Origin of the sequence: Azospirillum sp. A23 (genome assembly GCF_042938965.1) — a bacterium.
GTDB lineage: Bacteria > Pseudomonadota > Alphaproteobacteria > Azospirillales > Azospirillaceae > Azospirillum > Azospirillum melinis.
This window is the reverse complement of record NZ_CP170672.1, coordinates 93558-108350: the sequence shown is the minus strand read 5'-3', so window position 1 is coordinate 108350 and position 14793 is coordinate 93558. Positions and strand designations below refer to the sequence as shown.

Here is a 14793-nt window from a genome sequence, read left to right as displayed (position 1 = left end):
CAGTAACGGGAATCGCCGCCACAGCTCGACCAAGCCGGCACTTTCACCGGACTCCCGAAGTGTGGGGCAGATGACGAACGCGCCGCGTTCGGACAGCACAAGCAAGCGCTAATCAGATCACTTCAGTAGGACTGGTGGTGAGAACGTCGCTGCTTTCGAGGTGAGGCCGGTCAACGATGGCCTGACGTGGCACCGGGACATGCATCGGATAGGGTCGCTTCGAGGCCTGCCAGCGGTCCAGAAATTCGCCAAGGTGTGGCCGCGTGCTTCTCTCCCGCGAAAGGCAGTCCACCAAGCTGTCGATGCTCGCGTTGTGGCCCGCCGGGTCCGTTCGTCCAGTGAGCAGCGCCCATCGAATGTAGGCGATGTAGAGGTTCAACGTGTCCGTCTCGCAGTACGCCCGCACCTTCTCGACCTCTCCGCGCGCCATCATGTCGGCGACTTCCGATCCATGGCCGAACCCAGCTTTCCCGGGCAACCCAAGCATGTTCGAAATGTCCTGCAGGCCGATCCGCTGTCCGGCGCCGTAATCAGACACCTGCTCCATCAGATCGCAGTGCCAGTCTGGTTGGTAACGCTGCCCGTAATTGGTCCATTTGTCTCCCGACTGGAACCACGCGGCTGCCTGGATGCCGTACAGCATCGCCCGGAGCCGCAGCACTGGGAGGTCGAACCCGCGCCCGTTCCAGGAGATGACACGCGGACGCACCTTGCCGAAGCGCTGCCAGAACCCTCGAAGGATGCGCTCTTCATCATAATCGAGATCTCCGCCCGACCGGCAGTTCCGGATCAGGTAACGCTCAACGCCGGAGCTGCGATCGATCTCCGCCTCGACAAACGACACGGCGACAATACGGTGACAGTGATGCGGCGGAAACTTCTCGGCCGGCCAGTCCGCCGGGATAATCTCGGCGTCCGGGATCGTCTCGATATCAAGGGCGAGGAGCGTATCGTGCATGGTAAACCCCCGGGAGGAGCTGGGGAGTGTGCGTTGCGAGGCTGTGACCCTGCAACGGCAAAGATTAGGCCTGGTGCCGGTCTGTCTCAGCCGACGACTGCCCTCGACCAGGATCAGAGAACACGCCCATGACCGCCGCAGGCCGGGCATCCCTCACGAACCGAGCGAAGGCCGGTTTCAGGGTCGCCGGGACCACATTCCAAGCAGCCGTGCGTGCGCCGCCAGATGGCCGTCACCTCGTCCTCGATCTCTGTTAGTGCGGCACGGAATTCAGCCAGCGTGAAAGGCAAGGCGAGAAGCCTCTCAGCCGGCGCCTCGTCAACCCCCTCGACGTAGCTGCCCAGCCGGATCCCAGTTACCCGGTAAGCGGTCTCAGCACGCACCACCGCAATCCACGCGCCGCAGGCCGTCTGGTCGTAGACAAACCTCGACAGCGCATCTTGGGTCGCGTCGATACCCAGCACGCGTGCCAAGTCGTGGATCGTGGTAAGGCGCTCGGCGTCGGCCGCCGTTGTCTCGCCCGGACGGTAGGAGGGAATGGTCATGAGGATGCCTCCGGTGCAGGTTGACCCAACAGCGCCCAGAAAGGGTGTTCGGGCTCAGGCATGGAAACGTGATTGGAACGGCGCGTCGCCCAGTTCATATAGCTGGCAAGGCACGCTCGCTGCTTCTGCTCCATGACAGGCGTCCACAGCAACGCATGCTCCTTGGCCCACATCCACGCGCCGGCCTCGCTGCACAAGCGGGTCTGAGACTGCCAGGGGCCGAGGATGTGGCCGACTTCGTGTAGCGCCACGGCATAAGTGGCCGCCGACTTCACCGGACGGATCTTCACCCGCCGTTCCTTGCGGAAGGCGCGGCCGCCGCGGGAATGCCCTTCGATCACGATCTCATGCGTTTCGCAGAGATGCGCGATATGGGCGGCCATCTGGGCGACGGTCACCCTGCTCACGCCGCGAGCGCCCCAATGCTCTTGGTCTGGCGCCGGTGAGCGGTGAGATCGAGGCCGATTGCCACCGTATCGGCCGCCCGTTCGAGAATGTCATCGGTGATGACCTGGAGAGCTCGCCGCAGCGCGGGGAAGGGGCCCCGGAGTCCGTCTTCGACAACTGCCACTTCGGCGTCCGCTGGAGCCTGTCGGGTGGCGGGAGTGTAGCGCACGGCGTCGACGGTCCAGAGCACGGCGGGAGCGCCATCGTGCTCGCCAAGGTGGGGGCGCACGTAGATGTGGCCGTCAATGCTGATCTGGAGGCTGGGCTCCGCGCCGCCAAAGTCCTCGACGGTCACCGAGGTTCTGGTCAGGCCGATCACGACCAGCCCGGCCCGGAGGCGCGGCGTGAGGGCCTCTAAGTCGGACTTCGACGGCAGGGACGGGGGGAGAGTGGCGCTCACAGTGTCCTCGTTGCGGGCCGCTCCTTGGCAGCCCTGTTGGGTGATGGGAAGGGTGTCGCGTTAAGTCTGATCGTCTGACCCGCCAGACGTCACCGTCCGGGCTTTCCGCCGTCGTCATGAATCGCGTTCGGATCGATAGCCAGGACCCGGCAGGCCAAGCGGCGCAGAGCGCTCTTCGGGGACCGATGTGCAGGCTCGTGGAACATCCCGCAGGAGAAGGACCCGTTTGCGTTCTCGCGGATCACGCCAACGCACGCGCGGCCAAAGATGATGTGCCAGGAGCGATCTTCCTCTTCGACCATGCGGAAGGCCTGCGCACGCATGATCTGTTGGGTCAGTTCGTGCCCTCGCGGCATCCGGTTCCGACGCGTGTGGTTGGCCTGGATCTCGATGTACTTGTCGGCCGCCCGAAAGCGATCCCGATACGACGGGTGGTGATGCTCGCCACGCATGGCGTCGTCCTTCTGGCGCGGGATAGGGGAGGGAAAGGGACGGCAAGACATGCTCACCGTCCCAACTGCTCAACCGGGAAACGTTACCCGATGGCCCGCACGCAGGCGTCCACGCACGGCAGATCATGTTCACGCGCGGCGTTGATGAGGCAGCTGAGATCAATGATCCGCGCCATTATGCTGCCTCCCGCTCGAAGCCATCCGCCGCATCGGAGAACAGCGCCCAGGTGGATGTGATGTCGCCACCATCGGGTCCGGTCACGTAGACCGACACCCCATCGTCGGCACGCTTAACGGTCACGGTCAGGCGGTCAGCCTGTACTTGGACAGCAGCATTGGGCTCGTTCAGCACGCAATGCCGGCAGGCTTCGTCTTCCACCGGCCCGCGCTTGCCAAGCGTGGCACCGATCATTTCGCGAAATCCGTCCAGTAGCTCCCACACCGCCGCGGTGTCCGTGTACTGGACCGCACCACACAGATCCGAAAAGGCAGCGATCCGGCCTTCCATTTCCAACAGCAGGTCCCGCATGGCGGGTGCTTGGGCGAACGTCGCAGCCAACGCTTTAGGTGACAGGCCGAGGGCCTTCATCACGGTGGCATCCCCGCCCAGCGGCACATAGGCGAAGAGGTTGCCGGGATGGCCTCCCTCCTTGAACATGGCCTCCGACACGTCGCCGACGGCAAGACATGTGGCTTCCGAAGTCGGGTCACCTGCGATAAGGCCGATCGTGGTCATGTGATGAGCGTGCAGCGTCTTCATCGCTCTCTCCCGCTCAAGCAGCCAGCAAGATCGCCTGGGCGCCGACATCGGACGCGGCGGGCGACGGGGCATCGGTGAGCGGTGGCAGACCTTCCTCGACCAACCGAAGTTCCGCCAGCAGCGCCTCGAAGCGCCCTTCGGCAATTGCCTGCTCAATGTCCCGATAGGCGGCGGTCACCTTGCCCCGCTGGTTCGCCTTGTGGGCGATGATCTTGGCCCCGTCGAACAGGATCGCTTGCCCATCCGCCTCATACTTGGCATCGGACGTGCGCTTGTAGGCAACGCCGTGCGAGCGCAGGAACGCCTCCAGCGTTTGGAACTCGCCGTTCGCCGCTTCATCGTCACAAAGGCGGAGCGTCTCGCCCAAACGGATCGTCTCGTCAATCAGGGTGAGGACTTCCTCCTGCAGAAGCGGTCCCTCTCCATACTCAAGCCCGACGCCCTGCTCGGCCACGACGCGAGCCAGAGACTCACGAAGAAAATGGGGAAGCGGACCACCGATCATGATCGCAGCAGCCATGTATTCTGACATGATGCACCTCGCAATTGGACCCGTCCGATGGGGAGGTCGGCGGGTTAGCGCAGTTTCCGGCGCCGAATAGGCTTACAATATGTGCGCTTTGTACGATTTTCAAGAATTAAAACAGACTAACTTACGCTATTTTGGTCTTCGCCAATGTACCGTGCCGTGCCTCCCCTTAATTATTTTAACTTTTACTTCGCGTCCTGGTAAGACATTGGAAGTGAGGCACTCTTTCCGCCCGATAATGATCAAGACCGGGCGTTTACGCATTACCGATCCGGAGCCGCGCGAGAAACGATAGAAAGCGATGTCTTTCACATGCGCGCGTTACCACCGCCTTTTGGTAGCTTGAACAGTCCGCTGCGAATGATGGTGCCGGCGTCCGGCCTCGACGTTGGTGGACGATAGAGAGGGATACCCGACCAATGGGACACAAACCATTCGCCGCCAGCGAGCGCTTGGCCCTGACCCACATGCGAATTGACCATCGAGCGGAGGTGGCGTGCGCCCGGATCGCTCGTCTCTTCGGAGGTCACTATGAAGGCGCTCGGCTCGCACACGTCGTCGCTAGGATAAGCGATCATCTCGGCGGAGACCTCGCCGTGGCACGGGTTCCGGAAGGCTATACCGGAACCTGCGCGATGTTCTACAGCGGCCAATCTGGAACCAACTGCGCTGTTTTCCCGACCTATAGCGAGGCCGTTATCGCTGCTCGAATGGCGATTGACCCGACAATCGGCGGCTATGGCGAGGTGATACTCGACGCGGGGATCACGGCGCCGACGGACGCCACGTTTTTCGTATCGGCCGCGCATTGGTTGGACTGACACATGGACAGGAATTCGGCATGACCAATCCCATCCTGCCGCCCCACTTTCATAACGAGGCGCCCGTTGTTCGGATCAAGAGCGGTCCTGATTGGGTTGATGTGCGACTTGACGACGACGGCCGCCTGTTTCTAGTCGCATACAACCTTGGTCCGGACGCCGACGCCGACGAAGCCCGGATGTTTGCGGATGAATTACGCCACGGGCCGAAGGGAATAATGGCTGGGCTGGATGACGCCGGCCCATGGGTGGACGAACACGGTGAGCCCATTCCCGGACAGTTCTCCGATTGATTTGAAGCGAGCGTGCACCGGCGGACGCGTCTCTTCGTCGGCCGTGAGGATCAGGCCCGCATAGGTCATCAGCGAAGTGCTTTTCGATGGGCAGTTGGCATGGCGGCCGCATCACGGCCAGTCGACTAACCGGCACGCGCCCTAGCTTTGAAGTCTCCGGTCGAAGTGATGGTGATCCCTTTGCCCAGCACCCTGCCTCAGGATAGACTCCCAGCTATGCCCCTCCTCGCCTTCTCCACCGCTGGCGCTCGGTTCCCTGCCTGGTCCATGACCGATGCGGAGTGGGATGCGCTCAAAGCTATCTACCGGGACCTTGGCCTGACAGCGAGCTGCTGCTCCGCCCCTGTCGTGCCAGTGATCAGTTCGCGCGGCTGGCGGTTTTTTCGTCACGCTCCCGGTACCAGCTGCGACCACCGAGAGTCACCTGAGCATATAGTCGCGAAGACGCTTGCCGCACGCGCAGCCGAAGCGCTCGGCCTGACCGTGTCGACGGAAGCACGCGGACCTGATGGCCGCTGGCGGGCTGATGTCCTCGCGCAACATCCGGTGCGAGGGTGGAGCGTCGCTATTGAGATCCAGATGTCTCGCTGTGCCTTGGACGAGATCGAACGCCGGCAAGCAGCCTACGCTGCCGACGGCGTGCGCGGCGCGTGGTTGATCGGCTTCAGCCTGCCGGACTACGAGCCCAATCGTGATCTGCCGCTATTCCACCTGGTTCCGCTGCGTGACGGCATCCTGGCACCATGGGTTGACCATGGCGATGGCCGGCAGACCTCCATCAGCGACTTCGTGACGTTGTTGCTGAGCCGTCGGGTGCGTTTGCCCGAGCCTGCCGCGCACACCCTATCGCTGTCGGCGGTTGCCTCCCCATCAAACTGCTGGAAGTGCTTTCAGAACCAGATGCTGCTGGTGAGCTTTGTGAACGCCCCCCTTGGCATTTTTGCCCCCAAGGGATGGCTCCTGGCAAAGGACCTGGCAAAGGTACCGGAAATCTATGCTGCCTACCGGCAGGCCGTGCCGATGCTTTTGCGGTGCGCTCCAGACCTGTCAGTGCTCCGCCCACCAAGGCACGCGGATGCAAAGCCCGAGCTCCAGGGCTATTGCCCGGCGTGCGATGCGCCGCAATCCCTCCACCGATTGAATCAGGCTCTGCTGGACCCGGCGCATCAGCGATGCTGGTCATTGTCGGACGGTCGGGAATGGTCGCTGCAGGAGCGGGTTCGGCCGCGCTGGGAATGGCCGAACGGACCGGAGCCGATATAGCTGTGGACAGACGCTGGAAGCTGCCCGCGGTGGTCGGCAGCATACCCCCCGCCTGCGTCTCCGTGTCCGTGTCAGACGATGCAGCCGGTGTCGCTACACTGCCCGGCCACTTGCCTTCGGCCACCAGGCGGGCCTTCACCTCGTCCAGCCGCGCGACTGCTGCGGCGTGCTCGGCTTGCCGGCGCTCATCCAACGCGGTGCGCTCGGCGGTCGTCAAGCGCCTTGGAGCTGCGATCTGCGACGGCATCTCCAGACAGCGGCGCAACCGGTCGCGCTGCTGACGGGCTTGGCTGACCAGCCGCTCGCACATCGCACGGATCTCGCCGGGGTAGGGCGCGCGTCGATTTTCCGGGGTGCGGCGCCATGTGCGGCACGCTTCCTCCACGGCCCACAGGGGATACTCCTCGATGTCCTCGCCCCACTGCCCGGCGATATCCTCTTCCATCTCCAGAGCCCGGTCCGGCTGCCGATAGTAGGAGAGCAGCACGGCAACGGCCCGCATGGCACGGGCGTTGGTTTCCCAATCCTGCGGACGCAGGTATTCGTCGAACGCCGCCATTGCCTCTTCAGCGGCTGTGCGCTCGGCCGCCGGGACTGGGCTGGCTCGCCAAGCCTTCTCGGTCGTCCCGAGAAACTCGAACCGATGATGTGCTCCGTCCTTCGGACTTGCCGGTTCAGCTGACGTGAGGGAAACCTGCTCGGCGCGCAAGAGCCGCTCGAGCCCAGGCGTCAAAGCGGGCTTGGCCGGCAGCCGCTGGAACGGCACCACCTCGCCTCGCCGCTCGCCGGCCGGTGTCGTGGACTGACGCGGGGCGGGGGGAAGCATGATTGGCGGAACGGTCATGGCGCTTGATCTCCTTCCTGATCCAGCAGCGGAAGATGGATGAGGGGTCGGGCAGGGGCTGGCCGCGGTAGTGGCCGACGAACTTCTGGACGACGTTTGCCACGTCTTCCGAGCTCAAATCGGGGCGGGCCGTGGTGGCAAAGGACAGGTCGGCATGCGAAGGGGTCCAGCCGTCGTCGAGCGGGCCTGGCGACGTTGGGCCGGTCGGGTTCGCTGTGTCGGCATCACCAAGATCGATGTCTCCCTCCGGCGCGCTCGCGCGCCCAAGAGAAAGAGATTCTTGATGGAGATGTTCGGGGTGTTCTGTGTCGCCGTCGGCAACAGTGGCTGGCAACTCGTCGACAGCATGGTGCAGGCTGCCCAGGAAGCCGTCCAGAAGTGTCTCGTGCCCAGGGAGCTGGTAGGTGCAGACCCGAATCTTCGGATTGGGATGCTGGCCCTTTACGACCAATCCCAAGCTGACGAGCTTCGCCAGCACGCTGTTCGCCGTCGATCTGTTGATCTTCAGCTTGGTCGCGATCGTCGTCTGCGACGGCCAGGAGAGCCCGGTACGGTCTGCATGGGTGGACAGGACCGTCAAGACGCCAAGCTCAAGGACCCCTACATCGGGGTGGTCGAGGTAACGTGCGGGCACAAGTCCAACCCTCTGCTTGGAAGCGTATTCCATGCAGTTGCTCCAATTGTATAATAGTACAGCAATACACCATCATCCCCAAACCACGTGAGCTTGGGTGGACGGGATTGTCGAACTACGAATTCTGTCTGGTGGGAAAGGCCCCGTGCGGGACCCCGACGTTACACTTCGACGTTCATGGTGACTTCTTCCTTCCGGCCTAAACGATAGCCCTACGATTCACACAGAACGACACGGGCCGAATCCGCCATTATAGCCTCCGATCCGTCACCGTGACTTGGAAGGGGGCATAACGGCTTAACGTGGCTCGCCATCATGCTCCACGGTAGGTCACTGTGACACGCCGTGGAGCATGATGGCGGGAATTTGGCTTTACCGACATGCCCCACACTGCGTCACCCCCGGGCGACTCACGCAGAATCACGGCGTCTGTCGAAGTGAGAGTGAGTAATCCCGCCATTATACCCCATGCGAAGTCACCCACGGCAGGCGCCGACCGCTCTGCGTCCGAATCCGCAATAGTGGGCGGGAAGCGGGCGTTAGACTTCAAACCGCGGCGTGTTGCCGCCTAGAGGACCATAATGGCGGCGTTTTGGGCGATCTTGCCTCAGACTTCGTCGGGGTGACGAAGCGGGGGCCATAATGGCGGCGGTGCCCTCCACGGTGCGCCGGATCGTGATGGGGATGACGGATTCGAGGCTATAATGGCGCTGCTGATCAATCCTAGGCTCCGCGCCTGCTTTTCGCTCCGTCGGCACCTTCGCTCTGTGCAGTAGCCAAGCAGTGCCCGCCGGCTCGGCACGCCAAATTCTCCCTAAGACGCCCATCACAGTAGCTGGAAATCTAAGCTTGCTGCACAACAGGCGGCGCTTTGCAAGGACGGCGATACCCGAGAAAGACGTCGATTTTCGGTGTCTTTACCCCGTATCGCGGAGCGTGCGTCGTGTGTATCGTCTCCGCCACGAAAGTCAGGTTTGGAAAGCCAAGCGACATTCAAATGGAGTGTCGCCCACATTGCGGAGGTTTGCTGGGGTCAGGCAGAGGGAAGCGCCAGCCTGAGGGATGGCTGCAAGCATCAGTGATCAGTCGGTGAGCCATCATGGCCTCTAATACGTCACAGTGACGTGTTCGGGGCTATAATGGCGAGGCTCCGCTATGCGATTAGCCACTATAGCCCCCGCAACGTCACTGTGACGCAGCGGAGGCTATAGTGGCGCGACACATGTCAGCCATCATTGCCCCTGATGCGTCATGGTGACGTGCTGAGGGCTATCTTGGCGCGTCTGGCCGCGTGAAGCATGGCCAGCATAGCCTCCAGTTCGTCACCATTGGGCGGACGGGTGCGATTGCTGACCATTATGGCCTCCGCTACGTCACCGTGACGTGCCCGGGGCTGTGCTGGCGCCGGCCAGTCCGCGAAGATAGCCTCCAACGCGTCACCGTGACGCATCAGAGGCCATGATGGCGTTCCGCAAGGGGTTCATTGGAGCCGCTAGGTCCATTCAGCCGTCGCACTGTGGTGACGCCTCTTGGTCGGCCATTATAGCCCCCGCCGCGTCACAGTGACGTTCCGGGGGCTATGAAGGCTGCGCTTGCCGCGCCATTATGCCCCCCGCTGCGTCACCCCAGCCTTGCCGGCCACCGTAAGCCCGTTGCCATCATACCCTCCGTCGCGTCACTATGGTGGAAGCGGCACAACCGAGACATGAAGGCCTATGGAGAGGGGAACCAAGCGTTCGACGCCGGCTGCTGATGCTGAGGAGGCATCGGCTGAGGTGCGCGTCCAGCAGGCGGCGCCGGTCGTCAACAGCCCCAGGCGGAGTCCTCTCGCTGTGTCCAATTGGATGCACGGCGATCCCAGCTTCCTGAAGGTCCGCGAGCTGATCGAGGTCTTGGACCCGGATTTGTCGGTGGTGGACCGGAAGCTCCTCGATGCCATGTTGGCCCATGCTTCTGATACGGTCTTGAGCGACGCTATGACGGGAGAGGCGGCTCCTGGTACCCGCGTCTATTCGGCGCTGGCCACCGATGTTAAGCGGGCGATGGGGTGGGAGAGCCACAAGAGCAACAGCCGAATTCTGGCCGCCGCGAAGAACCTACAAAGCTCGGTCATCACCATCGGGTACTTTGCTCCGGGAGATAATACCCTCCGGCACAGAAACATCAGCTTGATCACACTCTCCGAGGTTCCGGAGAGCCATGGTGTCATCTACTGGCGCTTCAGCCCAGAAGTAGAAAAGCTTCTGTCGATGAAGGGTGAGCGATTCCTTGTTCAGCTCAAGGTTCTTGCGAAACTGACGTCGGGTTACAGCCACCGTCTGTATCAACTTCTGTGCGCCAACACTGACCGCGAGACCCTGTCTTGGACTGTCTCTGTCGGCGATCTAAGGCAGGTGTTGAACGCTGCCGCCGAGAGTTACGACAAATGGGCTGCCTTTGAACGTCGGGTGCTGAAGGTCGCCGTGGATGAAATCAACCACTACGCTGCGTTCAACATCCGGTACGAGTTGATGTTGCAGGAGCGGACCAAGAAGCGCACGCACATCCGCTTCATTTTCGAAGGACCAGCTTCCGCGCTGCCGCCAGCCGAAACCGGCCCGCTCTTGGAGGAGCCCACAGGTCAGCTTGTGTTTGACCTGCCAGGAGCCACCGAAACGAGCATGCCTCCCCCTTCGGCGATTGCTGGGAAGCTGGGGATTCGGGTGCGGAGTCGGTATCGCGAACAGTTCCCCGGAGCGCCGATTGATGAATTGATCGATCTGTGGGCCACCTGGTGCGTCAGACATCGAGTGAGGGCCGACCGGCCGCCCAGGGTGTTCGAACGCTGGCTGAACAGCCTGTTCGGAGATCTCGTGTTGGAGTCCCGCGAGGGCAATGCCTCGGTCTGGTCAGCAGCGGCCAGCCGAGACCTGGATCAGCCGGTATATCGCGTCATGTTCGCGCTGGGCGGGATGGTTGCCAGACAACGCCAGCTTTGGCTTGCCCTTGCCAAAAGCAAGTATGCTGACAAGAACCCACGCAAGGGGATGCCGGCGGTGTCACTGGACTGTGTTGACTTCCACATCTGGGTTCCGCTCATCAAGGACGAGTTTATGAAAGCCAATCCGGTTTGACCTGACCCCGTTTTGCAGTGTGACTTCACCTTACTCGATCGGCCACCGGGGAGGCCGCCCAGCGGCTCTCCCCAGTTGGCAGCGCGACTACTTAGCCGTTGCCGTTCGTCGAGGTCGAACGGTCAGCCGCCGGCAGGAAGTCGTTGCGCAGAGCTGCGCATCCATTGCGGCGCTTCTCTTCCAGGGTGTTTAGCGGCGGCCCGGCCGTATTGTGGATCACGGTCCACTCATCTGCGCTCAGGCGATGGCCGGCGCAGAACTTGGTCCATGCGGAGCGATGCGCGTCGGTCGACCGGCCGGCCGGCGGCACCATGCCTGAGCGGCCTGCCGAGAGCTTAATCGGCTTGGACGAAGGCGCGGGCAGTGGTTCACGCTGGATTGCGGTCTTGGCGCCACTCGCTTCGGTGTCGACCGCGTTCAACCGAGCCAGGACACTCTTGATGTCCAGGTCGGACCCAGCGGCACCTGTGGCACTGCTCAGGTTGGCCCCGAGCGGAGCCACCGTGTAGGCCGCGTCCATCGCAATGACGTGCTCGTAACCCTCACCCCGGACGGCTGCACCTCCCCGTCTGGCTCCGACCCAGCCAACGCGGGCCTCATAACGAGGGGGCGTAGTGTCGGCCACCTGATGCGCGGTGGGTGTCACCACAGGGGCTTGCACGGTCGTCTCCACACAACCTGCGAGCACCGTCGCCGCAAGCAGGACGGATGCGTAGATGGTTAGGCGCAAGGGAACCTCTCAGTATTGAATCGCCTCGGGAGCGCCCCGAAGAGTAGCGGGGATCGGCAGCTGCGCGCGCTGCCGAAAGGCGCTGTTTTTCGGCGTCTTTCGGTGGCGAGAGACCGGGGTCGACTTTGGTAGAGAGATCCCCATGAAGAAGTTGATTTCAGACCTCTCCGACAGAGCGCTTCGCTGGGCCTTTCCCGGCTACTACGCCAATGCACCGCTCGCGTCGAAGCCGGAAATCGACGTCGACGAGGAAGTGCCACGCTATCCTCCCTACGAGAAGGGACTCCCAGTCTACAGCACCGAGCGCCTCATGCGCCGGCAACCGGAGATGCTCATCAAGATCCGGCAGACGTTTTCATTTCCGGATGAGGACTACAACCGGATCATCCTGCCGGTAATCGAGCGATTCGCCTCGTATATTCACCTTCTGCCATCCTCGGAGCACCATCATCACAAAGGGGCTGGTGGTGCGTTCCGGCATGGGCTCGAGGTGGCGTTCTCCGCAGGCCGCTCCAGCGGCGCACACATTTTCATGCCGGAGGGCACCCCCCTCGAACGCAAGCGCGTGGAAATCCGCTGGCAGGCTGCGATCTTCTTTGCCGGCCTCCTCCACGACGTCGGCAAGCCGGTCACGGATGTCGAGGTGGTCAATGCCGACGGCTCGCTCATGTGGAGCCCTTACTCGGAGACGATCAGCGAGTGGGCCAATAAGCATGGCATTGAACGCTACTTCCTGCGTTGGAAGCGCAACCGGGGCAATGAACACCGCATCCTGGGGGGTTCCATCGCCCAAAGTCTGATTCCCAAGCATGTGGTTCACTGGCTTAACGAAGGGGGCTCTGACATAAACCAGACTCTGAACCTCTATCTGTCGGGGTCGGAAAAGCTCAAGCACCTCCTCGTAGATCTTGTCACCAAGGCGGACTCCGCCAGTGTCGAGCGCGACCTCGTCGCCACCGGCCATGGGAAGATCCGCGATCCGGGGTTCGGTGTTCCCGTCGAGCAATTTGTGCTCGATGCCATGCGGCGCCTTCTAGCCGACGGCACATGGAAGATCAACGAACCGGGCGCGCGGGTCTGGGTGGTTTCCGATGGCGTGACGGACGGCGTGTTCGTGGTCTGGAAGAAGGCGGTCGAAGACATCATCGAGCTGCTGCAAACCGACCGTATCCAGGGAATTCCGCGAAATCCTGATACGCTCGCCGACGTAATGATCGAGCGTGATCTGGCGGTGTCCAAGAAGCTTGGGAACCAGGTGTACCGGCTCTGGCCGGTTTGTCCGGACGCGCTGACCAACAACGGCAACCCGGTGAGGCTGCTGATGCTGCGCCTCCAAGCTCCCTCGCTGCTGTTCTCCGAGCCCCCGCCCTACGTTGGTGCGCAGATTGACCCGGCGCCAGCACCCCCGCAAACGTCGGCTTCGACAGGATCGCCCACAAGCTCGCCTGCCCCGGCCTTGCCTGCCGCGGCCGTGAAGACCCAAGGTCAGGTTTCGCCGGCTGCACCCAAGGCCCCGCCGGCTGCTGGCGTCCACTGCGGCTCGTGCGGTGTTGTGCACCCGCACCACGTTCCAGCCGGTGCGGCATGGACCTGTGCCGACTGTGGGGCCGTCTACAACGCGCTAGCCGCGCCACCCGCTTCAGCCGCCCAGGCAGCGGTGTCCACGGCCTCAGTGATCCAACCGGCCCAAGGACCTGTGGTGTCGAAGATCACGGTGAGCAAACCCAATGTGCAGGCACAAGGCGGGCAGGCTAACGTCCCTGGCGTGGCGGTCAGCAAGCCAGTGGTAGGTGCGCCCCCCAAAAGCACGCCCAAAGTGACAACCGGCAAGGCACCACTCCAGCCCGGCACTCGCAGGTCGCCTCAGGACGATGGTTTCTGGCACACGACCCAGGATGAAGAAGCCTCACTTAAACCGAGAGCCGGTGCAGCGGATGCCGTGAACAATGCCGAGCCTCCTTCTCCACCTGCTAAGCCCCCCGCGACGTGCTCCAAAACCGCGGCCGTCGCGCCCACAGCGCGTAGCGAACTGTTCGGCAAGGGCAAAGCTGGTCGGCTGCTGGTCGCGATGGCCGAGGATATCGCCGGCGGGCGCTCGAATTGGGGCGAAAGCCTCGCGCAGGTCGACGAGCACCTGATGGCGAAGATGCCTGAAGGGTTTGTCCCCTATCGACGATTTGAGCGGGCGGATGGCGATCCTGATGCCCAACCTGTCGAACTGGCGAGCCTGCTCAGGGATGCGGGATGGATCGTCAAAGATCATCCGGACGCTGTGACATCGATCCGGGTGGTCGCCGGGATCAAAGGTGTGGTGATCCGGAAGGACGTTGCTGCACTGGTGGAAGCGGTTGCCGGCGATGGGAGCCGTCCTGAGATTGAGCAACAGCCTGCACCGGCGGCTCAACCCTCTCGGCAAGGCAGCAGCGCGGATAAGAACACTGTGCATCCGTTGCAGACAACGGGGAGAGCGGCAAACAACAGTCGCGGAGGTTCCGTAGGCGCGGTGACCCGAAAAGACACTGCTGGACTAGTGGCGGAGATCGACGGCGATGTGGGCCGACCAATGACCGAACAGCATTCCGAGCCATCGGGCAAACCCGCTGGGAAAGACAGCATGCCGCATCAGAGCGTTCAGCGTCGAACACAGACGACAAGTCCTCCGCCAGCTGTCGGTACCGTTGTCAAGCCAGTGGTTCAGAGGGACGAGAGGAGGCCGGCGCTCGCGCACAAGGTCGAGCAGAACAAGAAGACGATGCCAAAGTACGATGATCCAGCGAAAGCTGCCGCGGAAAAATTCCTTGCTTGGTGCCGCTCAACACCCTGCCCAGAGTTGGTCTTAGACCATGGGGATTGGCGAATAGTGCCGCTGCGCTTACTCGATGGTTCTTTCCGTAATCACGGAATTGAACTGAGTCTTGTGCATTCCGCCTTCGAGAACCTCAAAGGGGTGCAGCGAAACGATAGTGAATACATGATTACAACTCAGGAGCCGAACGGTGGTTGA

At 62.4% G+C, this 14793-nt stretch carries 14 protein-coding genes; 5 read left to right on the top strand and 9 right to left on the bottom strand.

Annotation, left to right across the window (positions count from 1 at the left end; all coding sequences use genetic code 11):
• Window positions 1–112: 112 nt before the first annotated feature.
• From ABNQ40_RS35405 to ABNQ40_RS35375, 7 genes are all read right to left on the bottom strand, one after another.
• Entirely contained in the window at window positions 113–958 is an 846-nt protein-coding gene (locus ABNQ40_RS35405; protein WP_377806635.1) for a 3'-5' exonuclease, read from the bottom strand.
• Window positions 959–1071: 113 nt separating this feature from the next.
• Window positions 1072–1503: a hypothetical protein gene (locus ABNQ40_RS35400; protein WP_377806636.1), complete on the bottom strand. Its 432-nt coding sequence runs from the start codon at window positions 1501–1503 to the stop codon at window positions 1072–1074.
• On the bottom strand, window positions 1500–1901 hold the full coding sequence (locus tag ABNQ40_RS35395) for a hypothetical protein (RefSeq protein ID WP_377806637.1): 402 nt from the start codon (window positions 1899–1901) through the stop codon (window positions 1500–1502). The genes ABNQ40_RS35400 and ABNQ40_RS35395 overlap by 4 nt, the downstream gene beginning before the upstream one ends.
• Window positions 1902–1906: 5 nt before the next feature.
• Window positions 1907–2350 (bottom strand): hypothetical protein, encoded by a 444-nt coding sequence (locus ABNQ40_RS35390; protein ID WP_377806638.1) that lies wholly within the window; start codon window positions 2348–2350, stop codon window positions 1907–1909.
• An 89-nt stretch (window positions 2351–2439) separates the two neighbouring features.
• Window positions 2440–2802 (bottom strand): hypothetical protein, encoded by a 363-nt coding sequence (locus ABNQ40_RS35385; RefSeq protein WP_377806639.1) that lies wholly within the window; start codon window positions 2800–2802, stop codon window positions 2440–2442.
• A 175-nt stretch (window positions 2803–2977) separates the two neighbouring features.
• Window positions 2978–3562, bottom strand: a complete 585-nt coding sequence (locus ABNQ40_RS35380; protein ID WP_377806641.1) for a hypothetical protein — start codon at window positions 3560–3562, stop codon at window positions 2978–2980.
• A 13-nt stretch (window positions 3563–3575) separates the two neighbouring features.
• On the bottom strand, window positions 3576–4094 hold the full coding sequence (locus ABNQ40_RS35375; RefSeq protein ID WP_377806642.1) for a hypothetical protein: 519 nt from the start codon (window positions 4092–4094) through the stop codon (window positions 3576–3578).
• Window positions 4095–4687: 593 nt separating this feature from the next.
• Here ABNQ40_RS35375 and ABNQ40_RS35370 point away from each other — a divergent pair.
• The 3 genes from ABNQ40_RS35370 to ABNQ40_RS35360 all read left to right on the top strand — a co-directional run bounded on the left by ABNQ40_RS35370 (window position 4688) and on the right by ABNQ40_RS35360 (window position 6468).
• On the top strand, window positions 4688–4912 hold the full coding sequence (locus ABNQ40_RS35370; protein ID WP_377806643.1) for a hypothetical protein: 225 nt from the start codon (window positions 4688–4690) through the stop codon (window positions 4910–4912).
• 20 nt (window positions 4913–4932) lie between these two features.
• The gene (locus ABNQ40_RS35365) at window positions 4933–5205 is read left to right on the top strand and encodes a hypothetical protein (RefSeq protein WP_136705934.1); all 273 of its coding nucleotides are present in this window, start codon (window positions 4933–4935) and stop codon (window positions 5203–5205) included.
• A gap of 216 nt (window positions 5206–5421) precedes the next feature.
• Window positions 5422–6468: a competence protein CoiA gene (locus ABNQ40_RS35360; protein WP_377806644.1), complete on the top strand. Its 1047-nt coding sequence runs from the start codon at window positions 5422–5424 to the stop codon at window positions 6466–6468.
• A 674-nt stretch (window positions 6469–7142) separates the two neighbouring features.
• Here the strand turns inward: ABNQ40_RS35360 and ABNQ40_RS35355 are convergent.
• The gene (locus ABNQ40_RS35355) at window positions 7143–7979 is read right to left on the bottom strand and encodes a helix-turn-helix domain-containing protein (RefSeq protein WP_377806645.1); all 837 of its coding nucleotides are present in this window, start codon (window positions 7977–7979) and stop codon (window positions 7143–7145) included.
• 1742 nt (window positions 7980–9721) lie between these two features.
• Between ABNQ40_RS35355 and ABNQ40_RS35350 the strand changes: the two genes are divergently transcribed.
• Window positions 9722–11059, top strand: coding sequence for a replication initiation protein (locus ABNQ40_RS35350; RefSeq protein ID WP_377806646.1), 1338 nt, complete (start codon window positions 9722–9724; stop codon window positions 11057–11059).
• A 91-nt stretch (window positions 11060–11150) separates the two neighbouring features.
• Here the strand turns inward: ABNQ40_RS35350 and ABNQ40_RS35345 are convergent, their stop codons facing one another.
• Window positions 11151–11579, bottom strand: a complete 429-nt coding sequence (locus ABNQ40_RS35345; RefSeq protein ID WP_377806647.1) for a hypothetical protein — start codon at window positions 11577–11579, stop codon at window positions 11151–11153.
• Between the two features lie 352 nt (window positions 11580–11931).
• Between ABNQ40_RS35345 and mobH the strand changes: the two genes are divergently transcribed.
• Entirely contained in the window at window positions 11932–14793 is a 2862-nt protein-coding gene (mobH, locus tag ABNQ40_RS35340; protein WP_377806648.1) for a MobH family relaxase, read from the top strand.